Here is a 24,963-nt window from a genome sequence, read left to right as displayed (position 1 = left end):
GCCGGCCCTAGGCGAACTTGCGCCGCGCATCCAGCGCCAGCCCGGCGCCGATGCTGCCGAACAAATCGCCTTCCACGCGCCGCGCATCGGGCAGCAGCGCGGCGATTCTCTGCCGCAGCAGCGGCACGCTGCTGGAGCCGCCGGTAAAGAACACGGTGTCTATGCCGGTGGCCGGCACGCCGGCGCTACGTATCAACTGATTGACCGTGCGCTCGATGTCGGCCACCAGGTGGGCAATCGATCCGTCGAAAGTCTCCCGGCTCAGGGTGAAACTGTGCCCGGGCTGGATGCGGCCCAGGTCTATCTGTGTCGTGTCGCTTTCCGACAGCGCGATCTTCGCGGCCTCCACCTGCAGCGCCAGCCAGTGGCCGGAGCGCTGGCGCACCAGGTTCATGAGCCGCTCCAGCTTGTCTTTTTCCATGGCCTGGCGGTGCATGTCCTGGATCTCGGGCCAGGCCTTGCGCGTGTAGGCGAAGTTGATGGTGTGCCAGGTCGCCAGGTTGAAGTAGGGGGCCGAGGGCATCTGTCGGCCGCTGAGCAGCAGGCTGCCCAGGCCCAGCAGCGGCATGACGCTGGAAAGGCTCAGGTATTTGTCGAAGTCCGTGCCGCCTATGTGCACGCCGCCACTGGCCAGGATGTCCTCACGCCGGTCGCTTTTCAGCGCCCGCGCCGGCGACAGCCGCACCAGCGAGAAGTCCGAGGTGCCGCCGCCTATGTCGACCACCAGCACCAGTTCTTCGCGGTTGATCTGCGACTCGTAGTCGAAGGCCGCCGCGATGGGCTCGAACTGGAAGGCCACCTCCTGGAAGCCCACGGCGCGGGCGATCTCGCCCAGCGTGTCCTGGGCGCGTTTGTCCGCCGCCGCGTCGTCGTCGACGAAGAACACCGGCCGGCCCATCACGGCGCGGGTGAAGCTGCGGCCCGCGGCCTGCTCGGCGCGCAGCTTGAGCTGCGCGATGAACTGCTCCAGCAGCCGGCGAAACGGTATCGCCTGGCCCATCAGTTCGGTGGACTCGTCGATCATGGACGTGCCCAGCAGGCTTTTGAGCGAGCGCATCAGCCGGCCTTCGTGGCCGCCCAGGTAGTCGGCCAGCGCGGCGCGGCCGTAGCTGGCCTCGAAGTCCTCCGCATGGAAGAACACCACCGAGGGCAGGGTGAGCTTGCCGTCTTCAAGCGGCAGCAGCGCGGGCTGCCCGGGCCGGCTCCAGCCGACCGTGGAATTGGACGTCCCGAAGTCGACGCCGCAGGATTTAGGTGCCATGGGAAATTATTGGAGCGCCTTGATGATGGCGGCGGTGAAGGACGCCGTGTTGCCGCTGCCGCGTATGTCGCCGGTGCGCGCGGCCGCATTGCCCAGCGCAACGCCGACGGCCTGGTGCATGGACTTCGCCGCGGCCACCGCCTGCGGAATGTTCTTGCGCCGGCCCAGCCAGTCGAGCAGCATGCGCGTCGATTCGATCATGGCGTAGGGGTTGGCGCGGCCGCTGCCCGCGATGTCGGGGGCCGAGCCGTGCGTGGCCTGCGCCATCGCGAAGTCGCCCTCGCCTATGCACAGGCCCGGCGCCATGCCGAGGCCACCCACCAGCCCGGCCGCTTCGTCGGACAGGATGTCGCCGAACATATTGGTGGTGACCACCACGTCGAAGTTGTGCGGGTCGCGCACCAGGCGCATGGCCATGGTGTCGACGATGACCTCGTTGACGGTGACGTCGGGGTAGTCCCTGGCGGCCTTGTGGCACTCTTCCACGAACATGCCGCAGCCCAGCTTGAACACGGTGTTCTTGTGCACCACGGTCAGCAGCTTGCGGCGCGAGCGCGCCAGCTCCAGCGCGACGCGGGCCACGCGCTCGCTGGCGACGCGCGTGATGACGCGCACCGACAGCGTGATGTCGTCGGTGGGCCGGAACTCGCCCGTGCCCAGCAGCATGTTGCGGTCGGGCTGGAAGCCCTCGTTGTTCTCGCGCACGATGATCAGGTCCACGTTGTCGTAGAGGCAGCCGATGTCGGCATAGGAGCGCGTGGGCCGCACGTTGGCGAACAGGTTGAAGTGCTTGCGCATGATGGGGTGCGGGTTGATGGCGCCCGGCCCCTTGGGATAGTCGCGGTGGCCTATGGGGCCCAGCACAAAGCCGTCCATCTTCTGCAGCGTTTCCAGCGTGCCCTCGGGCAGGGTGGAGCCGTGCGTGTCCAGCGCCTTGCGGCCGACCGGCATGGGCCGCCAGTCGATGCTGAGCCCGTGCAGCAGGGCCGCGGCGCTGGCCACCTCCACCGAAGCCGGCACGATTTCATGGCCGATGTCGTCGCCGTTCAGGGCGCCGAGGACGAGGTGGGTCTTGTTTGTCATGCGGGCTTTGTCTCTTGATGACCCGGCTGAGCGCGCGCTTGCAGGGCTGTTATTGAAACGGCCGTGAGGCGGCCGGAGTGCCCGATGATGCTTGAGCGCTTTGGCTATGTAAATTGCAAAGATGCTGAAGTTTGATGCGGCGCGCGCATCAAACCTGAGGATGTGCCGTCAGGGCTCGAAGCCGCAGGCCAGCCGCGCGGCGGCGGTATCCGGGCTCGCCAGCAAGGCGATGAGTTCACCGGCGGCCCGCGCGTTGCGCGCGCCTGTGCACATCGCCGCCGTGTAGACGGTCGCCAGTTCAAAGGCTTTCGGCAAGGTGGCCACCAGTTCCACACCGGGCGTGAACAGGATTTCGGTGACCTGTGTGCAGCCGAGGAGGCCGGGCTCGCCGCATTCGGCCATGGCTTTCATGGCGGCCGCGCCGTTGGGGTGGGGCCGCAGACGGGCGGCAAGCTCGGCCTCCAGCCCCAGTTCCCTGAGCACCCGCATGAAGTGGATGCCGGCCGTGGCCTTCACCGGGTCGGGGAAGTAGATGCCGCGCGCGGCCTGCAGCGCGGCCTTGAGCGCGGCGGGGCTGTCCACGTCCACGGGCGGCTCGCCGGTCTTCACGGCCACGCCGGTCTTGACGGCGCCCAGGGCGCGCGCGCTGTCGGCCTGGACATGGCCGCTCTCAGCCAGCCCGGAGATCAGCGCCTGGCTCAGGATGACCACGTCGCAGGGCTGGCCGGCCAGCAGGCCGTCTTTCATCAGGCCTACGGCGCCGAAGGTGCCGGCAATGTCGAAGTGGTATTGCGAGCGGAAGCGGTCCTGCAGTTGCGTCACCAGCCCCTGGGCGGCGCCGCCGCTGAGGATGTGGAGTACGGGGGAAGAGGATTGCGGCATCAACACAGCTTCAATCCACCGTGATGTGGGCGGCCTTGATCACGCCCGCCCATTTGGCGATGTCCTCGCGGGCATATTTGTCGAAGGCTTCGGGGCTCATCACCATGGGCGTGGCGCCCTGTTTGCCCCAGAGCTGTTTGATCTCGGGCTGGCCCACGATTTTCGACACCGCCTCGTTGAGCCTGTCGACGACGGCCTTGGGCGTGCCGCGCGGCGCCATCAGGCCCAGCCAGATGGTGGCTTCGTAGCCCGGCACGCCGGCTTCGTGCAAGGTCGGCACATCGGGCAGCACCTCGGAGCGTTGCTTGCCGGTGGTGGCCAGCGCCTTCACCTTGCCTGCCTTGACCTGCTCGGCCATGGTGGTGACGGCGTCGAACATCACGTCGACCTGGCCGCCTATGACGTCGGTGCGCGCACCGCTGCTGCCGCGATAGGGAATGTGCACCAGGTACACACCCGCCATGCTTTTGAAGAGTTCGCCGGCCATGTGGTACGGCGTGCCCGGGCCGGACGAGGCGTAGTTGAGCTTGCCCGGCCGCGCCTTGGCGTCGGCGATCAACGCCTTGAGCGTCGAGTCCGGCAGCGCGGGTGTGGCCACCAGCACCAGGTCGGAGTAATTGATGGGCGCCACCGCCACAAAGTCGCGCATCAGCTGGAAAGGCTTGTTGGCGATCAGCGATTCATTGACGGTGTGCGCGTTGGACATCAGCAGCAGTGTGTAGCCGTCGGGGGCGGATTTCGCCGCGGCGTCGGTGCCGATGACGGAGCCGGCGCCGGGCCGGTTGTCGACCACAAAGGTTTGCCCCAGTGAATCCTGCAGGCGCTGCGCCATGAAACGCGCATACACGTCGGCCGGGCCACCGGCCGCAAAGGGCACGATGATGCGCACCGGCTTGCTGGGGTAGTTTTGCGCCAGGGCCGGCGTGAGCGCCGAGGCCAGGCCGAGTGCGAGAAGCATGCATCGAATGAAACGGGTGGACATGGAGGCCTCCGACATGAAAAAAGTTATTCGACCTTGCCGATGCGTTTGACCACGTCAGCCATGCGTTTCGCATCGGCCTGCACGTATTTCTCAAAGTCCGGGCTGTCCTGGTACAGCACCGGGCTGCCGGCGCCCAGGATCACTTCCCTGACCTTGGCGTCCTGCGCGGCCGCTTTGGCCGACGCACGCAGGCGCTGGGCGATGGGCTCGGGCACACCCGCGGGGATGAAGAGCCCGGACCACTGGGCGTATTCGGCATTGAAGCCGCTGCTCTTGAGGCTGGGAACCTCGGGCATGGAGGGCAGCACCTCGCTGCCCCAATGGCCCAGCACGCGCAGCTTGCCGGCCTTGACCTGTTGCAGCACGGTGGCCGGGCCGGACGACACCGCATCGATCTGCCCGCCCAGCAGCGCCACCACCGCCGGGCCGGCGCCGGTGAACGGGATGTGCGTGAGCTTGATGCCGGCGTTCTGCGCCAGGATTTCCATGGGAACGTGCATGGTGCCGTAGTTGCCCGACGAGCCGTAGTTGATCGCGCCCGGGCGCTTTTTGGCATCGTCGACAAACTGCTGCACCGTCTTCCAGGGCGCATCGGCGCGCACCGCCAGCACGGTGGGGTCGGCGGTATAGCGCGCAATCGGCCGCAGGTCGGTAAGCGCGAACATTGCGGGCCGCCCCAGCAGGGTATCGGCTTCGGGGATCACGGTCAGCGAGGAAAGCGCCATGACGACGGTGTAGCCGTCGGGTTTGGCCTTGGCGGTGTAAGCCATGCCGATACCACCGCCCGCGCCGGCCTTGTTCTCGATCACAACAGGCTGGCCGAGGTCGCGCGACATCGCTTCGGCCACCGGCCTTGCCACCAGGTCGGCCAGGCCGCCGGGCGGGAAGGGCACGACCATGGTGATGGGTTTGGTGGGCCAGGCGGCCTGGGCGGATTGCGCGGCGCACCAGCCGTGGGATGCCAGCAGCAAGGCGGCCAGCATAAGCGGGCGAAATGTCATTCATGTCTCCAGACGCCGCCGTCAAAGCGCGGGGCTGCTGGACATGCTAGCGATGAGTGGCGTTTCGCCTCTCATCGCTATCCCTATGTGTACATAGTACCTAACCGGTTTTACACAATCAGCGGCGTTTCCTGCATGGCCTCGGTCTGCTCTTCGAGCATGTCGATCTGGCCCTTCCAGTAGTCGCTGGAGCCGAACCACGGGAAGTTGATCGGGAAGATCGGGTCGTGCCAGCGCTGCGCCAGCCAGGCGCTGTAGTGCACCAGGCGCAGGGTGCGCAGCGGCTCGATCAGCGCGAGTTCGCGCCGGTCGAATTCGCGGAACTCCTCATAGCCGTCCACCAGCGCGCCCAGCTGCCGCGTGCTCTGTGCCCGGTCGCCCGAGACCAGCATCCACAAGTCCTGCACGGCCGGGCCGCTGCGGGCGTCGTCGAGGTCGACAAAGTGCGGGCCCGCCAGCGGCAGGCCTTCGGGCGTCCACAGGATGTTGCCGGGGTGGCAGTCGCCGTGCAGGCGCAGCGTGCGCACGTCGCCCACGCTTTCAAACACGGTTTGCGCCACCAGCATGGCTTCCTCAAAGGCCTTGCGCCAGCGCGACTCCATGTCCAGCGGGATGTAGCCATGGGAATCCGCGCCGCCGGCCAGCAGGATGTCGCGCGAGGCAAAACCAAAGGTCTGCAGGCTGAGCGCCGGACGATGGGTGAAAGGCTTGGCGCTGCCCACGGTGTGGATGCGCGCGAGGAAGCGGCCTATCCATTCCAGCACCTCGAGGTTGTCCAGCTCGGGCCGGCGCCCGCCGCGGCTGGGCGAAACGCTGAAGCTGAAGCCGCCGAAATGGTGCAGCGTGGCGCCGTCCAGCACCAGCGGGCCGACCACCGGGATCTCGGCGGCCATCAGTTCGGCCGCGAAAGCGTGCTCTTCGATGATTTGCGCGTCGCTCCAGCGGTCCGGCCGGTAGAACTTGGCGACCACCACGTCGCCGGCCAGCTCGGCATCGCCCACGGGGCTTTCGAGGTGGACCTGGTAGACCCGGTTCTCATAGCTGGACAGCGCCATCAGGCGGCCGTCGCCCAGCAAGCCCACGCTGGCCAGCGCGTCCAGCACGCGGTCAGGGGTCAGCGTCTCATACGCATGCAGCGTGGCGCTGGTGGGGGCTGGGCTTTTGTCGGTCATGACCCGATTGTCGGCGCAGTTGCCCATGGCCAGCCAGCCGGGGCTTGTAAACGGCTGTGTCCGTGCTTCAGGGCAGCAGGATATGCCCGGTGCGCGGGTCGCCCTTGCCGGCCAGCACCTCGCTGTACACCGCCTGCAGGGGCGCCTGGCCGGCATGCCGCTGGGGCACGAGCCAGGGCGGCCGGGTGCCGGTCACCTGGCGGATGAAGTCCTGCCAGGCTTGTGCGAGTTGCAGGCCGAAGGCTTTCGCCCCCCAGTCGGTGATGCGCTTTTTGGCCTGGGCCGGGGCGAAGAACAGCACCGGCCGGGGCCCCGGGAGCGTGCGGGTGCTCCCTTGCGCCGCGAGTTCGTCGACGTGCGTGCCGCCTATGGCGCAGTCGTGGCGCAGCGCCCCAAAGCGTTCGTGGATGCGCCGGCGCAGGCCGGCATTGCCCGCGAAGTCGACGTAAATGCTGGGGGTGCCGGCGGCGATGCTGTCCAGCGCGTCATAGGCCAGCACGCGGCTGTAACAGCCCAGGCTTTCACAAAAGGCCTGGTTGCCCGGCGAGGTGAGCCCGATCACCTCCAGGCCCTTGCGTTTGGCGAGCTGGAAGGCCGTGCCATAGGCGGTCTTGCTGGAGGCGCTGGACAGCAGCAAAGTCGTGCCGCCGCCGAAAAAATCGTTGTCGGCCAAGAAGTCGTCAATCAGGAAGGAGGTGGTGAACAGCGGGCGCAGCAGCGACTGGACGTCTTCGGTCGCGGCCTCGTAAAACGAGTCCGTGCTGCAGCGCATGTACTGGTTGTAGACCACCGGCAGCGCTTGCCGGTGCACGGCGCCGTCAAAAAAACCGGCGGGCGTGATGCGCACCGGCTGCATCACGAGCTCGCTGGCCATGGGGTAGTAGCCGTAAAACTTTTCGCCCACGGCAAGGCCTTCACACAGGGACTCCGTCACCGTGGCAAACCCCCAGACCGGGATGCAGCCCCAGGCCTCATCGCCGGTCGGGAAAAACTGCCAGTAATGCATTGCGTCGCCAAAGGCGGCATAGGTGATGTTGTTGGCGGTGAAGGCAAAGCTCTGAATGCCCAGCCGAACCTGGCCGGGTACCAGTGGGATGGGCGCGCCGGTGTGCCAGCGCGTTTGGGACAGGGCGGCCTTTCGGACCTGGAAGGTGGTGGTGGGGAGGGCTGCGTTCATATGCAGCACCGTAAATGAAACGGCCCGCCGGTTCAACACCGGCGGGCCGCTTTGGTGACAGTCAGGGCTTGATTACTTCAGCGTGATCGTCACGTCGATGTTGCCGCGGGTTGCGTTGGAGTAAGGGCAAACTTGATGCGCTGCGTCGATCAGTGCTTGTGCAGCGGCGCGGTCCATGCCGGGCAGGGTCACGTCCAGGCGCACGGCGATGCCGTAGCCGTTGGGGATCTTGCCCAGGTCAACGCTGGAGTCGATGGCCACGTCGGCGGGCACGTCGATCTTCTTCATGCCGCCGACGGCCTTCATCGCGCCGATGAAGCAGGCTGCGTAGCCGGCCGCGAACAGCTGCTCGGGGTTGGTGCCGGTGCCGGCGGTGCCGGGCGAGCTCAGCGTGACGTCCAGGCGGCCGTCGTCGGTTTTGGACTTGCCGTCACGGCCGCCGGTGGTGTGGGCGTGGGCGGTGTAGAGAACTTTTTCGAGTGTGGTCATGGTGGCTTCCTTTGAAAAATACCCCAGTCGGGGCGGGTTAAAAATCCGGTGAACTTGGTGAAAAAAATCAGGCGGTGAGGCGCTTGCGGAAAGACTGCACTTGCTGCGTCAGCGACACCAGCTCGGGGATGGAGCATTGCGTGGCGCTCAGGATGCAGCCCGGGATCCTGGCGGCCTTGGCCTTGAGCTTGCGGCCCGCGGCCGTCAGCGTGATGTGCACGCGGCGCTCGTCCTGCACGGCGCGCAGGCGCGACACCAGGCCGGCCGTTTCCATGCGCTTGAGCAAAGGCGTCAGCGTGCCCGAATCCAGGTAAAGGCGCTCGCCGAGCTCGGACACCGTGAGGCCGTCCTGCTCCCACAACACCAGCATCGCGAGGTATTGCGGGTAGGTCAGGCCCATCTCGTCGAGCATGGGCTTGTAGAGCCTGGTCATGGCCAGCGAGGTGGAGTACAGCGCGAAACACAGCTGGTTGTCCAGCTGCAGCATCGCGTCCACGGTGTCGGTTTTGTTTGGCATGGGTGAATTATAGCGAGCAATTGAATTGTGTGCAAGTTAATTTGCATCCAGTTTTTTCATCGCCTGTTTCCGGGTGGTTTTGACGGCGCCGCGCCGCCGCACCGGCGCGCTGGTGTAGCCTGTCGCCCATGGATTCCCTGATCACCGCTTCCGCCCGCGCGCTGGCCGCCGGCGACGCGCTGGGCGCCCTCAAGCGGGTCGCCCTGCGCGACGACCCGCCGGCGCTGGCCTTGCGCGGCATCGCCATGGCGCAGCTGGGTGAACACCCGCGCGCCCGCGAATTGCTGTGCCGCGCCGCGCGGGGTTTTGGCGCGCATGAAGAACTGGCGCGCGCCCGCTGCGTGGTGGCGGAGGCCGAGGTGGCCATGGCCATGCGTGACTTCGCCGGCTCACCGCGCGCACTGGCGGCGGCCTCGGCCACGCTGCAGGCGCATGCCGACACGGCCAATGCGCTACAGGCCTGGCTGGTCACCGCGCGCCGGCTGTTGCTGCTGGGCCGGCTGGACGAAGCGGCGGCTGCGCTGGCGAAACTGGATGCGCGGGGCCTGCCGCCCGCGCTCAGGGCGGTGGCAGAACTCACATCGGCCGAGTTGGCCTTGCGCTCGCTGCGCGTGGGCGACGCGCGCATGGCGCTGGCCCGTGCGCATGCCGCGGCCGAACGCGCGCAGGTGCCCGCGCTCCTGGCCGAGGTGGTTGAAGCGCGCGCCGCGCTCGACAGGCCCGCCGCCCGGCGCCTGGCCGCCGGCGGTGAGCAGGCGCTGCGCCTCGACGAGGTCTCGGCACTGCTGGCTTCGGATGCCCTGGTGGTCGATGCCTGCCGCCGCGGCCTGGGCGCCGGCGGCCAGTGGCGGCCGCTGGCGCGCCGGCCTGTGTTGTTCTCGCTGGCGCGTTCGCTCGCCCAAGCCTGGCCCGGCGATATCAGCCGTGAAGCCTTGATCGACTCCGCCTTTCGCACCACACGCCCTGATGAGACACACAGGGCGCGCCTGAGGGTGGAGATAGGCCGGCTGCGCGCGCTCGTCAAAACCCTCGCGACCATAGCCGCGACCGAGCGGGGTTTCATCCTCAAGCCGCTCGGTGAGCGCGACGTTGCCGTGCTGGAGCCGCCCATTGACGGCGAGCAGGCCTCGCTGGTCGCGCTGCTTTCCGACGGCGCGGCCTGGTCCACCTCCGCGCTGGCACTGGCCGTGGGGGCGAGCCAGCGCACCGTGCAGCGCGCGCTGGCCGAGCTGGAGACTGAGGGGCGGGTGCGCTCCATGGGCCGGGCGCGGGCACAGCGCTGGCTGGCGCCGCCGCTGGCGGGATTCACGACGATCTTGTTACTCCCCGCTTCGCTGCCGATTGGATAGAGTTGTCTCCATGGCGCCGATTCACGGTGCAACCAGGAGCCGCAATGACGAGCAAGACCCTCAGCAAAACCCCCGAAGCCAAGGCGCGCCCCGCCGAAATCGTGCGCGAATACGGCCCCTTTCCCGGCGCCGGCGACATTGCCGGCGTCACCCACGACGGCCAGCGCGTCTGGGCCGCCACGGGCGCCAGTCTGATTGCTTTCGACCCCGCGAGTGGCGAGCAAACACGCACGCTGGAATGCGCGGGCGACGCCGGCACCGCCTTTGACGGCAAACACCTTTACCAGATCGCCGAGACGCGTATCGACAAGATAGACCCGGCCACCGGCAAGGTGGTGGCGTCCATCCCGGCGCCCGGCAGCGGCAGCGACTCGGGCCTGACCTGGGCCGAAGGCAGCCTGTGGGTGGGCCAGTACCGCGACCGCAAAATCCACCAGGTGGACCCGAAGACGGGCGCCATCCAGCGCACGATTGAATCGAACCGCTTCGTCACCGGTGTGACCTGGGTGGACGGTGAACTCTGGCACGGCACCTGGGAAGGCGACGACAGCGAGATCCGCCGCATAGACCCGCAAAGCGGCGCCGTGCTTGAGCGGCTGGAGATGCCGCCCGGCGCAGGCGTCAGCGGGCTCGAATCCGACGGCGCGAACCTCTTTTATGCCGGCGGCGGCAAGAGCGGAAAAGTCCGCGCCGTGCGGCGGCCCAAGGCGGCCTAGCGCCCGCCGCGCGGGGCATGAAATCCCTGCGCTGATATTCCCCTGGCCCACCGGCCGAAAACGCGCGCTCCCGTTACCAGCACGGGCCGGGCAGCGCATTGACCCACGCAAATGAAAGAGAAGCACCATGAACACCGCAAGCACAGAAGCAAACACAAACACCGCGAGCCACCCGGTCGTGTCCAGGGACACATGGCTGGCCGAGCGCAAGACCTTGCTGGCGCAGGAAAAGGAACTGACGCGCCTGCGCGACCAGATCGCCCGCGAGCGCCGCGCGCTTCCCTGGGTCCACGTCGAGAAACACTACGTCTTCGACACGCCCGAAGGCAAACGTTCGCTGGCCGAGCTGTTCGAAGGAAAGCGCCAGCTGATGGTGCAGCACTTCATGTTCGGGCCGGGCTGGGAGCAGGGCTGCCCGAGTTGCTCTTACATGGCCGACCACACCGACGGCATGAAGATCCATCTTGAACAACGCGACCTCAGCTTCGTCGCCGTCTCGCGCGCCACGCTGCCCGAGATAGAGCGATTCCGCCGTCGCATGGGCTGGCAGTTCACCTGGGTGTCATCCAGCGGCAGTGATTTCAATTACGACTTCCACGTGAGCTTCAAGCCCGAAGAGCGCGTCGACGGCCGCGTCAACTACAACTACGGCATGGTGGAATTCCCGGCCGAGGAAGCGCCCGGCATCAGCCTGTTCTACAAGGACGGCGATGGCCGGATCTTCCACACCTATTCGACCTACGGGCGCGGTGTGGAAGTGATGATGGGCGCCTACAACATGCTGGATCTCACGCCCAGGGGCCGCGGCGAGCATGACGGCTTCTACAAGATGGACTGGGTGCGCCACCATGACCGCTACGACGCCACGTCGGCGTTCACACCCGCGCCTGTGGCTGCGGCAACGGTTGCCGCTCCGTGCTGCGGCGCGAAGGACTGAAGGCGCTGGTGTGACGGCAAGCCTCTGGCCCTGGCTGGTGGTCGCGGGGCTGGGCGCCCTGCACGGGCTGAACCCCGCCACCGGCTGGATGTGGGCCGCCGCCTGGGGCCTGCGTTCGGGCAACCGCGCACAGGCCTTGCGGGCCCTGGCGCCTATCGCGGCCGGGCATGCCGCATCGGTCGCGCTGGTCGCCGGCACTGTGGTGTTTGGCCTGGCGATGGACCGCTTCGCGCTGCAAGTGTTCGCGGGCGGCCTGCTTGCGGCCTTCGTGGTGCTTCACCTGTCGGGCCGCGCGCCCAGGGCGATGCGCGCACCGGCAGGCCACGCCGGGCTGGCGCTCTGGTCCTTTATGGTGTCCAGCGCGCACGGCGCCGGCTTGATGCTGGTGCCGGCGCTGGTGCCGCTGTGCGCGGGGGATGCATCAATTCCGGGGATGACCGCATCGGGACCACTGGCACTGGCGCTTGCGGCAGTGGGCGTTCACACGGCGGCGATGCTGGCCGTTACCGCTCTCGTCGCCGCCGGAGTCTGCCGCGCCGCAACGCGTTTGCCCGGCGGCCGCTTAGCCCAGCAGGCGAAACAGGCCGTAGAGGGAAAGCAATGCGGTTAACACCAGGAAGCCGGTTTTGGCCGCGCGGGCGCCGACCAATGTTCCGATGACGCTGCACGCCAGGATGGCGCCGAAGATGTAGCTTGTTTTCATGCCCGCAATGGTAACGGCCCAGAAGGCCGTGCCGCACTGAAAGCAAGCCAGCCGCCTATGCGCGCGACAGCCGCCGCGCCGGCTGCGTCCCCGCACGCTGCAGGCTGGCGCTGACCAGCGCCGCGGCCAGCGTGACCAGCCATGAGTAATACACCCACAGCAGGAAGGCCAGCAGCGGCGCGAAGGCACCGTAAATCGTGCGGTAGGTAGGCACGTTGGCAAGGTAGATCGCGAAACCCTGCTTGCCCAGCTCGAACGCGACGCCTGCGAGCAGGCCGCCCGCAATCGCGTCGCGCCAGCGCACGGCCGTGTGCGGCACGAAACGGAACAGGCAGGCGAAGCCGGTGGCGCTCAGGACCATGGGCCCCAGGTTCAGGGCGTGGGGCAGCCATGACGGCCGCGCGCCCGTCAGCCCACTGGAGGCCGCCAGCAGATACGACGCGGCCCACAGGCTGGCGCCTATGAGCACAGGGCCGGTGAGCAGCATGGCGACGTACAGGGCCAGCCGGCGCAACACCGGGCGCGGTTTCTTCACCTGCCAGATCCGGTTCAGCGTGTTCTCCACGCTCATGAGCAGCGCCAGGGCCGACAGCAACAGCAGCGCAAAACCCACCTGCGTGAGGCCGCCGGCATTGCCCGCGAACTGCGACAGGTGTTTGAGCACCGTCCTGGCGATGCCGGCCGGCAGCAGGCCGCGCAACAAATGCTCGCGGATCGCATCGCCGGCCGCATGCAGGGCCGGTATGCGCGCGAACAGCGCAAAACTCACCGCCAGCAGCGGCACCATGGACATCACCATCGTGAACGTGAGGCCGCCCGCGGCCTGGGGAAGGCGCTCTTCGCGGGCGCGCCGCAGGAAGATGCTGACCGGGCCGCCCTGATTTCGGTTTGTCGTTGCCATGCAAGCAATATAGCCAAGCCCGCCCGGCCCAAGGCCGCGCGCCAATGAAAAAAGGCTTCAAAACCGAAGTCTTGAAGCCTTGTTTGCTGGCCCCGGCGCAGGGCCGGGACAGCGGGTTGGCAACGGCATCTCTGCCGTTAGCAGGGTTCGCAGGGCTTAGTAGCCGCCGCGGCCGCCGCCGCCACCACCGTAGCCGCCACCGCCGGAGCGATCGCCGCCACCGCCGTAGCCGCCGCCACCACCGCCGCCGAAGCCGCCGCTACGTGGAGGGCGAGCCTCCATCGGACGGGCTTCGTTCACGGTGATGCTACGGCCGCCCAGGGACTGGCCGTTCATGCCGGCGATTGCGGCTTGAGCTTCAGCGTCATTGCCCATTTCGACAAAACCGAAGCCTTTGGAGCGGCCGGTGTCGCGTTCCATCATGACTTTGGCGCTGGTGATGGAGCCGTAGGCGCCAAAAGATTGTTGCAGGTCTTCGTCGCGGACCGTGTATGGCAGATTGCCGACGTAAAGTTTATTGCCCATGGGGACTCCTCAAAAAACACATAAAAACAAAAGCGATGGGGTCCCGAAAGCACAACAAACCAAAAAGTACCGCCGTAGCGCGCGAAACTGACCGATCACTAACCTGTACGGGGTTTTTCAACCCGAACTGCTCGATTATGCGCCCAGAACCGCTGAAGGGGCTTTATTTCGTCTTTTCTCGCTGGTTTTAGCTCCCTCTCCCTCTGGGAGAGGGAGTGAAGAAGCCGGATAAAAGGGCGGCCAAAGGGCTTTGCGCCGCGCCAGGCAAGGCCCGCAGCGCCCCCCACTAAACTCGGGGCGATGCAAACCACCAGCTCCGCACGCGCCGCAAAACCGTCAAAAGGCGCCGCAAAGCCCGCGCCCGCCGCGCAAGTCATTGAAGAACTGCGCCCGGGGCAGTCGATCGAGCTGCTCAAGGAACTGCACATCCTCACGCGCGAGGGCAAGCTCAACCAGGACACACGGCGCAAGCTCAAGCAGGTTTACCACCTGTACCAGTTCATCGAGCCTTTGCTTAATGAGGCCGCGGCGCAGAAAGCCGGCTTCACGCTGGCCGACCACGGCGCCGGCAAGTCCTACCTGGGGTTCATCCTTTACGACCTGTTCTTCAACGTGGCCCACGCGGGCGAGCCCATGGCCGGCCGTGTCTACGGCATAGAAACGCGCGCCGAGCTGGTCGAAAAATCCCGCACGCTGGCAGCGCGCCTGGGCTTTGCGCGCATGTCCTTCCTGAACCTGACGGTGCAGGAGGCGACGACCTCGGCCGAGTTGCCCGCCACTGTCGACATCGTCACCGCGCTGCACGCCTGCGACACCGCCACCGACGACGCGATCGCCTTCGGCCTGACCAAAGGCGCGCGCCACATGGTGCTGGTGCCCTGCTGCCAGGCCGAGGTGGCCGGCGTGCTGAAGAAAAGCCGCGCGCTGTCGCTGGCCAAAACCCCGCTGGCCGAGCTCTGGCGGCACCCGCTGCACACGCGCGAATTCGGCAGCCAGATCACCAACGTGCTGCGCTGCCTGCAGCTCGAAGCCAACGGCTACCAGGTCACCGTGACCGAGCTGGTGGGTTGGGAGCATTCGATGAAGAACGAATTGATCCTGGCCAGCCGGCCCGCGCAGCCCCAGCCCGGCAAAACCCGCGCGGCGCAAGCGCGTTTGCGCGAGGTGCTGGACGAACTCGGCCTGGGCGAGTTGACGGCGCGTTTTGCGGTGACGGCCGAAACCGCCTAAGCCAGCGGCGCAGCCTGGCCGCGGCGCTCGGCGGCCAGCAGGCGGATGTTCGCGATCAGCGCCTGCTGCGCTGTCGTAGGCGCCATGTCGGCGCGCAAGGTCAGCCCCACCAGTTCTTCCGTCCCGGCCATGCTCACGGGCAGCTGCTGCAGCGCCCCGCTGTCCAGCTCGGTCCGCACCGCGCCCAGCGGCGAGACCCAGACCGCATCGCTTTGCAGCGCATAACCGCGCGCGATCGAGACCGACAGTGTTTCAATCGTGCGCGCCCGCAAGGCAAGGCCGCGCGTCAGGAAAAAACCGTCCGCCGTGTGGCGAATCGCCGTGCCCTGCGTGGGCAATATCACCGTGAAAGCCTGCAGCCCGGCCAGCACGCCGGCCTTCAACGCCGCCTGCGCCAGCAGCGGGTGGCCCGGGCGCACCGCCAGCACCAGCGGGTCGGCGTACAGGTGCTCAAAACTCAGGCCCAGCATGTGGGCCGGCTCGGCGAAGCGGCCTATCACCAGGTCCAGCTCCCGCTGGCGCAGGCGTGCCAGCAGCTCCGGGTTGGCGCCGGTGTGGATGCGCAGGCTGGTGTGAGCGTCTTCCGTGGCCTCGGCGTCCTGCCGCAGCAGCAGTTGCGGCATCAGCCAGGGCGCCACGGTGGGCAGCACACCGATGGCGACCACGGCATTCCCCTGGCGCCGCGTCTGCGCCACGCTGGCCACGGCCTCGCGCAGTGCGCTCACGCTGGCGCCCGCATGGCGCAAAAAGGCTTCGCCCTCGCGCGTGGGCACCGCGCCCCGGCGGCCGCGCTCAAACAGGCGCACCGCCAGCAGGCTTTCGAGTTCTTTCAAGGTCTTGGAAACGGCCGGCTGCGTGATGGCCAGCACGTCGGCCGCCTTTTGCAGGCTGCCGTGCTGCGCCACCGCCAGGAAGCACTGCAGATGCCGGTATTTGATGCGTTCATCGACCATGCCGCGATTTAACCACCATCGGCCAATTTGGTTATGGATAAGGCGAAGAAATGTCAATATACATAACCATTCAGCGCGATTAAAGTCGTCCCACCGCTGGAAACGCCTGCAAGGGCATCCAGGCAGCCCATATGACCCACGGAGACACCCCACGATGAAACCCGACCTGAGCAACAGCTTTCTCGCCCCGCGCGACTGGACCAGCCATTCGCCGCACATCTATCCCGGCTACAAGTCCACGCTGCTGCGCGGCCCCAAGCAGCCGCTGGTCCCGATCAAGCAGGCGCTGGCGCAGCTCAACGCGCCGGTCTACGGCATCGAGCAGTTCGGCCCGCTGGACAGCGACCTGACGAAAAACGCCGTCATGAACGGCGACCCGCTGGGCGAACGCATCATCGTCACCGGCCGCGTGATGGACGAAGACGGCCGGCCCGTGCGCAACACCCTGGTCGAAGTCTGGCAGGCCAACGCGGCAGGCCGCTACGTGCACAAGGTCGACCAGCACGACGCACCGCTGGACCCGAACTTCCTGGGCGCCGGCCGCTGCATGACCGACAACGAAGGCCGCTACAGCTTCAAGACCATCAAGCCCGGCGCTTACCCCTGGGGCAACCACCCCAACGCCTGGCGGCCGCAGCACATCCACTTCTCGCTGTTCGGCGAATACTTCGCCAGCCGCCTGGTCACGCAGATGTATTTCCCCGGCGATCCGCTCCTTAGCTACGACCCCATGTACATGGGCGCGCCCGACAGCGTGCGCGAGCTGATGGTCTCCAAATTCAGCCTCGACGTGACCCAGCCCGACTACGCGCTCGGTTATGTGTTCGACATCGTGCTGCGCGGCCCCAAAGCCACGCGTTTTGAATAAGCGGCAGGAAGACAACACCACCATGAGCCAGCTCAAACAAACCCCTTCCCAGACCGTCGGCCCCTTCTTCGCCTACGGCCTCACGCCCACGCAATACGGCTACGACCTCAAAAGCCTGTTCACGCCCGTGCTGGCCCAGCCCAACGCGCAAGGCGAACACATACGCATCACTGGCCAGGTCTTTGACGGCGCCGGCAACACCGTGATGGACGCCATGGTCGAGATTGCCCAGCCCGACGGCAGCGGAAAACCCATCACGTCGGTAGCCGATGCCCAGGCCCGCGGCTTCACCGGCTTCGGCCGCTGCGGCACCGGCACCCTGCCGCAAAGCCATTACGAGTTCTTCACCGTCAAGCCCGGCGTGGAAGCGCCGGGGCAGGCGCCTTTCATCAACGTCTGCGTGACCATGCGCGGCCTGCTGGTGCACACCTTTACGCGCATCTACTTTGAGGATGAAGCCGAGGCCAACGGCAAGGACGCGGTGCTGGCGAGTGTGCCGGCCGCGCGGCGCGCAACGCTGGTGGCGAAGCGCGAAGTGACGGGGGCCGGGCCGCAGTACCGGTTTGATATTTATATGCAGGGTGACAAGGAAACCGTGTTCTTCGACCTGTAAGCGCGTGAGGGCTTGTTACGCCTTCGTGTGACGGGTTGGTAGCGAACGGGCTATAAAGGCAATTCCCCAAGGGAGGCCCGCATGAGCATTGAACTCGACCATTCCATTGTTTCGGCCCGCGACAAAGTGGCTTCGGCCCGGCAGCTGGCGGAGCTGCTGGGCGTTCCTTGGGCGCCGGCCACCCTGGGGCCGTTTGCCGCCGTCTATGTCAATGAAGGCCTGACGCTGGACTTTATCGACACGGACGAGGACTTTCCCGTCCAGCATTTCTGCTTCCGCGTCAGCCCGCAGGAGTTTGATGCCATCCTGGGCCGTATCCAGGCGGCCGGCATTCCTTATCGCAGCACGGTGCGCGGGCCCATGGACAGGCAGGTCGACACGCAGTTCGGCGGCAAGGGCATTTACTGGAACGAGCCGGAGGGCCACCAGTGGGAGATGCTGACGGTCAGTTATGCCCGGGAGGCGAAGTAGATCGCGCGCGCTCCTGCGTCGCTTACGATGACTGTCCTATATCCCGTCGAGAGATGGGGCTGCAGTCATCGCTTTTCAGTCTGGGGCCTATGCACAAAACACTCACAGTTCGGACCAACAGTCTGTTCATGCTTCTATGGGGATTGCTGATCACCGCCTGCCTCTTCATTGGGACAATGCCGCCGCTGCAAATAATCTTCCTATTTGTGCTGATGGGGCTTGGCGTGGGGCTCTTTCAATCTCTGGCCATACGCTCTTCACCAGACGCATTTCTGGCAACCAAAACTGCTACCGATGTCAAGCGAGCCTTACTTTCGGCGCCGTTCGGAAAGATGTCCTTTGGCGTGCATTGGCTCGCGGTGCTGGCACTATTGGGGCTGGTATGGTTTAGCGAAGAGTCGGTATCGCTAAAGACATTCTTTACATCCTATTTCGCCCTGCTTTTTGCGAGGGAGTTGGCATCTTTTCCCGGCGTGCTGTTTCTTGCCCGGCATCACAGTGCGCCATAGGGACAGGTGAAAATCCTCTAAAGCCAGGTAGAACCGTAGCTCCCAAATTACTCGCGCATCAATGCCGCCCCGCGAGAGGGCAGGGACTCAGGCATCCTCACCGTAATCATGGTCCGGGTGATTGACCGTACCCAGCTTCCAGTAACCACGGCCCACAATGTGGCTGCGCTCCACACCGAGTTCTTCGATCAGAAGCTTGCGGATGCTGCGCATCGCGGCGGCTTCGCAGGCCAGGTAGATGCGGGCATCGGCAGCCGGCGCGCCGGCTTTGCGCAAGGCGGCTTCCAGCGCGGTGCCGGCCTGGGTGTTGTCGGCGCCGCGTGCCAGCCACTGGGTTTCCACTTTCGCGGCGCTTTGCAACGGGCGCTCTTCGGCGGTGTCGACCACTTCAACCAGCACCTGCACCTGCGCGCTGGCGGGCAGGGCGGCCAGGATGGTTTCAAACGCGGGCAGGGCGCTGTCGTCGCCAATCAATACGTGCAAGGGCGCATCGAGCGCGAGTTTGTAGCCCGGCCCCGGGCCCATCAGATACAGCACCTGGCCGGCCTGCGCCTGCGCGGCCCAGGTGGAGGCGGGGCCGTCGCCGTGCAGCACAAAGTCGACGTCGACTTCATTCACGTCATTGCGCACGGCCAGCGGTGTGTAGGTGCGCATGGACTTGGGGCGGGGCGCATCGGGCAGCGGGCGCTCGGGTTCGGTTTGCCCCGGCTCGGGAAAAATCAGCTTCATGTAGCTGGCGGGATCGTTGACTTCAAAGCCCTCGAGTTCCGCGCCCTGCAGCGTGATGCGGCGCATCAGCGGGCTCAAAGTCTGCACGCGCGTGACCTGCACGCGGCGGGGCGGGCGGCGTTTGCGCGGTGCGGCGTCAGGGGTGGCGGCGGGTGTTGCGGGTGTGGTGGACATGCGGGTCTTTCAGAAGGGGCGGCGCTTCGTGCGCGTCCTGGGGTGAAATTCTCTAGTTGAGAATAATTATCATCTTGTAACAATAAACCCGCCTCGCCAAGGTTAAGTGAGGCATGGTGACGCTTGACGATACTGACGTATCGCGTTACCATTTGGCATGATCCTGGGCTTCAAATGCAAAGACACGCACAGCCTGTTTGATGGCAAACGTGTCAGGCGATGGGTCAACATTGAAACGGTCGCCATGCGCAAGCTGGCGATGCTGAACCGGGCCGCCGTGTTGACGGACCTGAAGATACCGCCCCAGAACAAGCTGGAGGCCCTGAAGAAGGACCGCAAAGGGCAGCACAGCATCCGGATCAATGACCAGTGGCGCTTGTGTTTTCGCTGGACCGACAACGGCGCTGAAGACGTTGAAATTGTGGACTACCACTGAACCCTGAACTTTCTCCTCGAATAGTTGAATGAAGCTGCCGTGAAAGGAGTTTTTATGACACGCCAGATCCCTTATCCCCACCCCGGCGAAATCCTCGCCGAGGAATTCCTGAAACCGATGGAAATCACGCCTTACCGCCTGGCCAAGGAAATCCATGTCCCCTTGACCCGTATTGCGGCAATTCTTGCCGGTAAACGTGCCGTGACCGTTGACACTGCCTTGCGCCTGTCGCGCTTTTTCGGCACGAGCGAGGGTTTCTGGAGCGGCTTGCAAGTCGACTACGACACCGCCGTTGCCAAAGACGCGCTGGCCAAGGAACTGACCGCCATCGCGGCGTACCACGACGAACGCTTTGCGCTTGCCGCCTGACTTCAGGACTCAAGCGCGGCTTTAAGCTGCTCGCTCCGCGCGTGTCCTAAACTTCCCGATTGATTTATTTCTCACCCGAACATTTATGACCATCACCACTTTCGGAACCCCCTTGTCCCCCCACGCGACCAAAGTCATGCTGCTCGGCTCCGGCGAGCTGGGCAAGGAGGTGCTGATCGCGCTGCAGCGCCTGGGTGTGGAAACGATTGCCACCGACCGTTATGAAAACGCGCCCGGCCAGCAGGTGGCCCACCATGCGCGCACCATCACCATGAGCGACCCGGCCCAGCTCAAGGCCCTGATTGAAAAAGAAAAGCCCGACCTGGTCGTGCCCGAGATCGAGGCGATTGCCACCGGCATGCTCGAAGAACTCGAAGCCGCCGGCACGGTGCGCGTGATTCCCACGGCCCGCGCCGCGCGCCTGACCATGGACCGCGAGGGCATTCGCCGCCTGGCCGCCGAAACCTTGGGCCTGCCGACCAGCCCCTATGTGTTCTGCGATTCACTGGAAGAGTTGCAGGCCGCGATTGATTCGACCACCGGCTACCCCTGCATCGTCAAACCCGTGATGAGCTCCTCGGGCAAAGGCCAGAGCAAGATCTCCGGGCCGGACGACGTGAAAAAAGCCTGGGACTACGCCATGGCCGGCGGCCGCGTGAGCCACGGCCGCGTGATCGTCGAAGGCTTTATCGACTTCGACTACGAGATCACCCAGCTCACCGTGCGCGCGCTGGGCGCCGACGGCAAGATTGAAACCCACTTCTGCGAACCCATAGGCCACGTGCAGGTCAGCGGCGACTATGTGGAAAGCTGGCAGCCGCACCCCATGCGCCCGGCCGCGCTGCAAAAAAGCCGCGACATCTGCAAGGCCGTGACCGACAACCTGGGCGGCCAGGGCCTGTTCGGCGTCGAGTTGTTCGTCAAGGGCGACGATGTCTGGTTCAGCGAAGTCAGCCCGCGCCCGCATGACACCGGCATGGTGACGATGTGCACGCAGTGGCAAAACGAGTTCGAGCTGCATGCGCGCGCCATCCTGGGCCTGCCGGTCAACACCGCCCTCAAGACCCCGGGCGCCAGCGCCGTGATCTACGGCGGCGTCGACGCGATGGGCATCGTCTTCGAGGGCGTGGCCGAGGCGCTGCGCGTTCCCAATTCCGACATCCGCCTCTTCGGCAAACCCGAGAGTTTTGTGAAGCGCCGCATGGGCGTGGCGCTGGCCTTCGACGCCGACGTGGAAACCGCGCGCATCAACGCCAAGACGGCGGCCGCGCTGGTGCGCCCGCGCAAGGCTGATTGAGAACCTGCCCACGATGAATTTCGGCGAACTCCACCTGCTGGAAGACTCCTCCTGGCGCGTGCTGCTCTCGGCCGTCGTGGCCGTGGTGCTGGCCCTGGTGGTGCACCGCGTCGGCGCCGTGGTGATCTGGCGCATCACGCGCGGCCTGCCGGTGGCCAACGCGGTGGCGCGGCGCTGCTGGCGGCCCTCGCGTGTGGTGCTGCCGCTGATCGCCCTGCAGGCCGTCTGGCAGGCGGCGCCCGATACGCTGGCGCTGATTTCACAGGTGCGCCACGGCAATGCCTTGCTGCTGCTGGCCGCCATCACCTGGCTCGCGCTGCGCGCCATCGACGGCGTGGCGCAAGGCATCATCGGCCAGCATTCGGTCGAGGTCGAAGACAACCTCAACGCGCGCCGCATCCACACCCAGACGCGGCTGCTCGCGCGCACCGCCGGCTTCATGGTGCTGGTCGGGGGCCTGTCGCTGATGCTGATGACCTTCCCGGGCGCGCGCCAGCTGGGCGCCAGCCTGCTGGCTTCGGCCGGTGTGATCGGCATCGTGGCCGGCATCGCGGCGCGCCCGGTGTTCAGCAACCTGATCGCGGGGCTGCAGATCGCGCTGGCCCAGCCGCTGCGCATCGACGACGTGCTCATCGTGCAGGGCGAATGGGGCCGCGTCGAGGAAATCACCGGCACCTACGTGGTGCTGAAAATCTGGGACGAGCGGCGCCTGGTCATTCCGCTGCAGTGGTTTATTGAAAACCCCTTCCAGAACTGGACGCGCAACAGCGCGCAAATCATCGGCACGGTGTTTGTGTGGGTGGACTACCGCATGCCGCTGGAGCCGCTGCGCCAGGCGGCGCGCCAGGCCTGCGAAGCCGCCGCCGAATGGGACAAGCGCCTGTGCCTGCTGCAGGTGGTGGAAGCCGGCGAGCGCAGCATGCAGCTGCGCGTGCTGGTCACCTCGGGCAACTCCAGCCTCAACTGGGACTTGCGCTGCAAGGTACGCGAGGCGCTGGTGGATTTCATGCAGCGCGAATACCCGCAATTCCTGCCGCTGATGCGCGCCGAAATCGCCGGGGGCGAAAAATCCGCAGAGACGCCGCCGCCCGGCGTTTGAAGCCGGCGAGGGGCTTTTTCAGGCCGCCGCGTCCAGGCAACCCGCAAACACCGCGCTGCTGACCAGCTCGAATTCCTTCGCTTCGGGCAACTGGTAGTGCCACCACTCCATGGCGTGGTGCACAAAGCCGGCCTCCAGCATGATGGTCAGCAAATACATGCGGTTGACCTGCACGGCGGCCGGCAGGCCGGCGTAAAAATGGTGCGAGGCCGGGGTCATGGTGTCGACCGGCGTGCCCATGTCCAGCTCCTTGCCTTCGGCGTCCAGCAGGGTCAAGTCCACCGCCACGCCGCGCGTGTGGTTGGAGCCCTTGGCCGGGTCGGCCACATAACCCGGCACCGGCAGCACCGCCCACAGCGCTTCCTGCGCCTCGTGCGGACGGAAGGCGTCAAAAATTTTCAGCCTGAAACCAAAGGCACGCGCCGCCGCCACCGCGCGGCGCAGGCAGGCTTCGGCCTCGGGGTGCAGAAAGCACAGCGTGTGGCCGTAGATCACCTGGCCGGTGAAGTTGTCGGGCCGCGCATACATCATGTCGATCACGACGTCGTGCGTGGCTTCCCGGATCTGGACGAGGGGCGCTGGTTTCATGAAGCTCTGGTGCGGGTTTACTGGAAGGCCACTTCCGAAAAGCTGCGCAGCTTGCGGCTGTGCAGCTGCGTGATGCCTTCGGCGCGCAGCAGCTCGATGGCGCGTATGCCTATGCGCAGGTGCTGGTCGACGCGCTCGCGGTAGAAGTGGTTGGCCATGCCGGGCAGCTTGATCTCGCCGTGCAGCGGCTTGTCGCTCACGCACAGCAGCGTGCCGTAGGGGACGCGAAAGCGGAAACCGTTGGCGGCAATCGTCGCGCTTTCCATGTCCAGCGCCACGGCGCGGCTCTGGCTGAAGCGGCGCTGCGGCTGGTTGCCCGGCAGCAGCTCCCAGTTGCGGTTGTCGGTGGAGGCCACGGTGCCGGTGCGCATGATGCGCTTCAAGTCGGGGCCCACGGCATGGGTCACGTCGGCCACGGCTTTTTCCAGCGCAACCTGGATCTCGGCCAGCGCCGGAATCGGCACCCACAGCGGCAGTTCTTCGTCCAGCACGTGGTCTTCGCGCACATAGCCGTGGGCCAGCACGTAGTCGCCCAGTTGCTGGCTGTTGCGCAGGCCCGCGCAGTGGCCCAGCATGATCCAGGCGTGCGGGCGCAGCACGGCAATGTGGTCGGTGATGTTCTTGGCGTTGGCCGGGCCCACGCCGATGTTGACCATGGTGATGCCGCTGCGGTCGGCGCGCAGCAGGTGGTAGCCCGGCATCTGCGGCAGGCGCGGCGGCTGCACGCCGAGTTCGTCGCCGGCCGCCGCCGGCAGGCCGGTGCGCCGTGTCACCACGTTGCCGGGCTCGATGAAGGCGATGTATTCGCTGTCCGGGTCGGCCATGGCCTCGTGGCCCAGGCGCACGAATTCGTCGATATAAAACTGGTAGTTGGTGAACAGCACGAAGTTCTGGAACCAGTGCGGCGAGGTGCCGGTGTAGTGGCGCAGGCGCTGCAGTGAGTAGTCGACACGCGCGGCCGTGAACAGCGACAGCGGTTGCGGCTCGCCGGGCAGGGGCTCATACGTGCCGTTGGCGATGCCGTCGTCCATGGCGGCCAGGTCGGGCAGGTCGAACACGTCGCGCATCAGCATGCGCCGCGCAGCCGTCATGTTGCCTTCGATGTGGTCGTTCTCGGCGAACGAAAAGTGGATGGGTATCGGCTGCGTGCTGGTGCCGATTTCGAGCTCCACGTCGTGGTTCTGCATCAGCAGGCGGAACTGCTCGAGGTAGTAGTTGCCGTAGAGGTCGGGCCGCGTCAGCGTGGTCTCAAAGCGGCCGGGCCCGGCGACAAAACCAAAGCTCAGTTGCGAGATGTCCGGCGTCTCCAGGATGGCGCGGGCCACCGTGTCGGTGTGGATGCGCACAAAGGGATAGCAGGCGCGCACATGGCCGGGCAGGGTTTCGCCGGCCACGTAACGTTGCATGGCGTTGCGCAGGTGGGCAATCTGCTGGTCGTAAATCGCGCGGACCTGGGCCAGCGCGGCGGCCGGGTCGCTGTAGCGGGTGGGGGCGATGAAGGGCGGGAGATAGGGCATGAATCGATAACCTGTTTTTTAATTTTTGGGTTTACTTCTTGGCTTTACTTGTTGCGGCAACCGGCGCCAGGGTGATCTGGTCGGCTTCGGTCACCACGGCTTCGCGCTTTTTGCGGTCGAACAGGCACAGCACGCGGCCGGCCCGGTTCTTCATGTGCGGCTGCGGGTAGTGGCCGGCCACCAGCAGGGCCGTCATGCCCACGCCGTCGTCATAGGCCATGGGCTGGCCGGCGGGCTTGGCGTCCTTCAGGCCGCTGGCCTTGACGCAGGCGGCGGCCACTTCCTTGTCGTGGGCCGACCAGGCGGCGGGGGAAGAGGCCTGCGCCGCGCCGGCCAAAAGGGCTGCGGTGAGCAAGAGAACGGTCGTGGGAAGCAGTCGGCGCATGGGATTCCTTGTCATGGACGGGGAAAGCAC

Annotated in this window: 30 protein-coding genes; 13 read left to right on the top strand and 17 right to left on the bottom strand. The window is 66.1% G+C overall.

Annotation, left to right across the window (positions count from 1 at the left end; all coding sequences use genetic code 11):
• Positions 1 to 7: 7 nt before the first annotated feature.
• The 9 genes from ACLV8F_RS17855 to ACLV8F_RS17815 form a co-directional block, all read right to left on the bottom strand.
• On the bottom strand, positions 8 to 1,261 hold the full coding sequence (locus tag ACLV8F_RS17855) for an Hsp70 family protein (protein WP_411885544.1): 1,254 nt from the start codon (positions 1,259 to 1,261) through the stop codon (positions 8 to 10).
• Between the two features lie 6 nt (positions 1,262 to 1,267).
• A complete protein-coding gene (locus ACLV8F_RS17850) occupies positions 1,268 to 2,344 on the bottom strand; it encodes an isocitrate/isopropylmalate dehydrogenase family protein (RefSeq protein WP_411885543.1) in 1,077 nt (358 codons plus the stop codon).
• Positions 2,345 to 2,512: 168 nt separating this feature from the next.
• Positions 2,513 to 3,226: a molybdate ABC transporter substrate-binding protein gene (locus ACLV8F_RS17845; protein ID WP_411885542.1), complete on the bottom strand. Its 714-nt coding sequence runs from the start codon at positions 3,224 to 3,226 to the stop codon at positions 2,513 to 2,515.
• A gap of 10 nt (positions 3,227 to 3,236) precedes the next feature.
• A complete protein-coding gene (locus ACLV8F_RS17840; RefSeq protein WP_411885541.1) occupies positions 3,237 to 4,184 on the bottom strand; it encodes a tripartite tricarboxylate transporter substrate binding protein in 948 nt (315 codons plus the stop codon).
• A gap of 47 nt (positions 4,185 to 4,231) precedes the next feature.
• A complete protein-coding gene (locus tag ACLV8F_RS17835; protein ID WP_411885540.1) occupies positions 4,232 to 5,209 on the bottom strand; it encodes a tripartite tricarboxylate transporter substrate binding protein in 978 nt (325 codons plus the stop codon).
• Positions 5,210 to 5,319: 110 nt separating this feature from the next.
• Complete coding sequence (locus ACLV8F_RS17830) at positions 5,320 to 6,381, bottom strand: serine/threonine protein kinase (protein WP_411885539.1); 1,062 nt, start codon at positions 6,379 to 6,381, stop codon at positions 5,320 to 5,322.
• Positions 6,382 to 6,448: 67 nt separating this feature from the next.
• Positions 6,449 to 7,558: a DUF2855 family protein gene (locus tag ACLV8F_RS17825; RefSeq protein ID WP_411885538.1), complete on the bottom strand. Its 1,110-nt coding sequence runs from the start codon at positions 7,556 to 7,558 to the stop codon at positions 6,449 to 6,451.
• A gap of 72 nt (positions 7,559 to 7,630) precedes the next feature.
• A complete protein-coding gene (locus ACLV8F_RS17820) occupies positions 7,631 to 8,047 on the bottom strand; it encodes an organic hydroperoxide resistance protein (protein WP_411885537.1) in 417 nt (138 codons plus the stop codon).
• A gap of 67 nt (positions 8,048 to 8,114) precedes the next feature.
• Positions 8,115 to 8,564: a MarR family winged helix-turn-helix transcriptional regulator gene (locus ACLV8F_RS17815; RefSeq protein WP_411885536.1), complete on the bottom strand. Its 450-nt coding sequence runs from the start codon at positions 8,562 to 8,564 to the stop codon at positions 8,115 to 8,117.
• 128 nt (positions 8,565 to 8,692) lie between these two features.
• On the opposite strand from ACLV8F_RS17815, the gene ACLV8F_RS17810 reads away from it, so the two are divergent.
• From ACLV8F_RS17810 to ACLV8F_RS17795, 4 genes are all read left to right on the top strand, one after another.
• Positions 8,693 to 9,913 carry a helix-turn-helix domain-containing protein gene (locus tag ACLV8F_RS17810; protein ID WP_411885535.1) on the top strand — a complete coding sequence of 407 codons (1,221 nt, stop codon included), beginning with the start codon at positions 8,693 to 8,695 and terminating at the stop codon, positions 9,911 to 9,913.
• A gap of 44 nt (positions 9,914 to 9,957) precedes the next feature.
• Positions 9,958 to 10,629 (top strand): hypothetical protein, encoded by a 672-nt coding sequence (locus tag ACLV8F_RS17805; protein ID WP_411885534.1) that lies wholly within the window; start codon positions 9,958 to 9,960, stop codon positions 10,627 to 10,629.
• A gap of 127 nt (positions 10,630 to 10,756) precedes the next feature.
• Positions 10,757 to 11,566, top strand: coding sequence for a DUF899 domain-containing protein (locus tag ACLV8F_RS17800; protein WP_411885533.1), 810 nt, complete (start codon positions 10,757 to 10,759; stop codon positions 11,564 to 11,566).
• 10 nt (positions 11,567 to 11,576) lie between these two features.
• Positions 11,577 to 12,176: a hypothetical protein gene (locus ACLV8F_RS17795; protein ID WP_411885532.1), complete on the top strand. Its 600-nt coding sequence runs from the start codon at positions 11,577 to 11,579 to the stop codon at positions 12,174 to 12,176.
• Here ACLV8F_RS17795 and ACLV8F_RS17790 read toward each other — a convergent pair.
• From ACLV8F_RS17790 to ACLV8F_RS17780, 3 genes are all read right to left on the bottom strand, one after another.
• Positions 12,129 to 12,269 (bottom strand): hypothetical protein, encoded by a 141-nt coding sequence (locus ACLV8F_RS17790; RefSeq protein WP_411880482.1) that lies wholly within the window; start codon positions 12,267 to 12,269, stop codon positions 12,129 to 12,131. The two genes, ACLV8F_RS17795 and ACLV8F_RS17790, sit on opposite strands and share 48 nt — an antisense overlap.
• 55 nt (positions 12,270 to 12,324) lie before the next feature.
• Positions 12,325 to 13,170 carry a YhjD/YihY/BrkB family envelope integrity protein gene (locus tag ACLV8F_RS17785; RefSeq protein WP_411885531.1) on the bottom strand — a complete coding sequence of 282 codons (846 nt, stop codon included), beginning with the start codon at positions 13,168 to 13,170 and terminating at the stop codon, positions 12,325 to 12,327.
• A 156-nt stretch (positions 13,171 to 13,326) separates the two neighbouring features.
• Positions 13,327 to 13,695, bottom strand: a complete 369-nt coding sequence (locus tag ACLV8F_RS17780; RefSeq protein ID WP_411885530.1) for an RNA recognition motif domain-containing protein — start codon at positions 13,693 to 13,695, stop codon at positions 13,327 to 13,329.
• Positions 13,696 to 13,995: 300 nt separating this feature from the next.
• Here ACLV8F_RS17780 and ACLV8F_RS17775 point away from each other — a divergent pair, with 300 nt between their 5' ends.
• Entirely contained in the window at positions 13,996 to 14,925 is a 930-nt protein-coding gene (locus ACLV8F_RS17775) for a class I SAM-dependent methyltransferase (RefSeq protein WP_411885529.1), read from the top strand.
• Here the strand turns inward: ACLV8F_RS17775 and pcaQ are convergent.
• Positions 14,922 to 15,878, bottom strand: coding sequence for a pca operon transcription factor PcaQ (pcaQ, locus tag ACLV8F_RS17770; RefSeq protein ID WP_411885528.1), 957 nt, complete (start codon positions 15,876 to 15,878; stop codon positions 14,922 to 14,924). The two genes, ACLV8F_RS17775 and pcaQ, sit on opposite strands and share 4 nt — an antisense overlap.
• A 154-nt stretch (positions 15,879 to 16,032) precedes the next feature.
• Between pcaQ and pcaH the strand changes: the two genes are divergently transcribed.
• From pcaH to ACLV8F_RS17750, 4 genes are all read left to right on the top strand, one after another.
• Entirely contained in the window at positions 16,033 to 16,746 is a 714-nt protein-coding gene (gene pcaH / locus ACLV8F_RS17765; protein ID WP_411885527.1) for a protocatechuate 3,4-dioxygenase subunit beta, read from the top strand.
• A gap of 22 nt (positions 16,747 to 16,768) precedes the next feature.
• Complete coding sequence (gene pcaG / locus ACLV8F_RS17760) at positions 16,769 to 17,359, top strand: protocatechuate 3,4-dioxygenase subunit alpha (RefSeq protein ID WP_411885526.1); 591 nt, start codon at positions 16,769 to 16,771, stop codon at positions 17,357 to 17,359.
• Positions 17,360 to 17,440: 81 nt separating this feature from the next.
• Positions 17,441 to 17,830 (top strand): VOC family protein, encoded by a 390-nt coding sequence (locus tag ACLV8F_RS17755; protein ID WP_411885525.1) that lies wholly within the window; start codon positions 17,441 to 17,443, stop codon positions 17,828 to 17,830.
• Between the two features lie 89 nt (positions 17,831 to 17,919).
• Positions 17,920 to 18,339, top strand: coding sequence for a hypothetical protein (locus tag ACLV8F_RS17750; protein ID WP_411885524.1), 420 nt, complete (start codon positions 17,920 to 17,922; stop codon positions 18,337 to 18,339).
• 87 nt (positions 18,340 to 18,426) lie between these two features.
• On the opposite strand, the gene ACLV8F_RS17745 is transcribed toward ACLV8F_RS17750, so the two are convergent.
• Positions 18,427 to 19,242, bottom strand: coding sequence for a siderophore-interacting protein (locus ACLV8F_RS17745; RefSeq protein ID WP_411885523.1), 816 nt, complete (start codon positions 19,240 to 19,242; stop codon positions 18,427 to 18,429).
• A gap of 157 nt (positions 19,243 to 19,399) precedes the next feature.
• On the opposite strand from ACLV8F_RS17745, the gene ACLV8F_RS17740 reads away from it, so the two are divergent.
• From ACLV8F_RS17740 to ACLV8F_RS17725, 4 genes are all read left to right on the top strand, one after another.
• Positions 19,400 to 19,678, top strand: a complete 279-nt coding sequence (locus tag ACLV8F_RS17740) for a type II toxin-antitoxin system RelE/ParE family toxin (RefSeq protein WP_411885522.1) — start codon at positions 19,400 to 19,402, stop codon at positions 19,676 to 19,678.
• Between the two features lie 54 nt (positions 19,679 to 19,732).
• The gene (locus ACLV8F_RS17735; RefSeq protein ID WP_411885521.1) at positions 19,733 to 20,047 is read left to right on the top strand and encodes a HigA family addiction module antitoxin; all 315 of its coding nucleotides are present in this window, start codon (positions 19,733 to 19,735) and stop codon (positions 20,045 to 20,047) included.
• 91 nt (positions 20,048 to 20,138) lie between these two features.
• Positions 20,139 to 21,344: a formate-dependent phosphoribosylglycinamide formyltransferase gene (gene purT, locus ACLV8F_RS17730; RefSeq protein WP_411885556.1), complete on the top strand. Its 1,206-nt coding sequence runs from the start codon at positions 20,139 to 20,141 to the stop codon at positions 21,342 to 21,344.
• A gap of 13 nt (positions 21,345 to 21,357) precedes the next feature.
• Positions 21,358 to 22,443: a mechanosensitive ion channel family protein gene (locus ACLV8F_RS17725; protein WP_411885520.1), complete on the top strand. Its 1,086-nt coding sequence runs from the start codon at positions 21,358 to 21,360 to the stop codon at positions 22,441 to 22,443.
• Between the two features lie 18 nt (positions 22,444 to 22,461).
• Here ACLV8F_RS17725 and ddpX read toward each other — a convergent pair whose 3' ends face one another.
• Genes ddpX through ACLV8F_RS17710 form a run of 3 tightly spaced genes read right to left on the bottom strand, consistent with a single transcriptional unit; the run spans position 22,462 to position 24,933 of the window.
• Positions 22,462 to 23,031: a D-alanyl-D-alanine dipeptidase gene (ddpX, locus tag ACLV8F_RS17720; RefSeq protein ID WP_411885519.1), complete on the bottom strand. Its 570-nt coding sequence runs from the start codon at positions 23,029 to 23,031 to the stop codon at positions 22,462 to 22,464.
• Between the two features lie 17 nt (positions 23,032 to 23,048).
• Entirely contained in the window at positions 23,049 to 24,548 is a 1,500-nt protein-coding gene (locus ACLV8F_RS17715) for an AMP nucleosidase (protein WP_411885518.1), read from the bottom strand.
• 31 nt (positions 24,549 to 24,579) lie between these two features.
• Positions 24,580 to 24,933, bottom strand: coding sequence for a hypothetical protein (locus tag ACLV8F_RS17710; RefSeq protein WP_411885517.1), 354 nt, complete (start codon positions 24,931 to 24,933; stop codon positions 24,580 to 24,582).
• Between the last annotated feature and the right edge of the window lie 30 nt (positions 24,934 to 24,963).

It is taken from the genome of Polaromonas sp. YR568, assembly GCF_943369675.1.
Lineage (GTDB): Bacteria > Pseudomonadota > Gammaproteobacteria > Burkholderiales > Burkholderiaceae_C > Polaromonas.
Note: the sequence above shows the minus strand (reverse complement) of the source record. Positions and strands in the feature narration are given on the sequence as shown.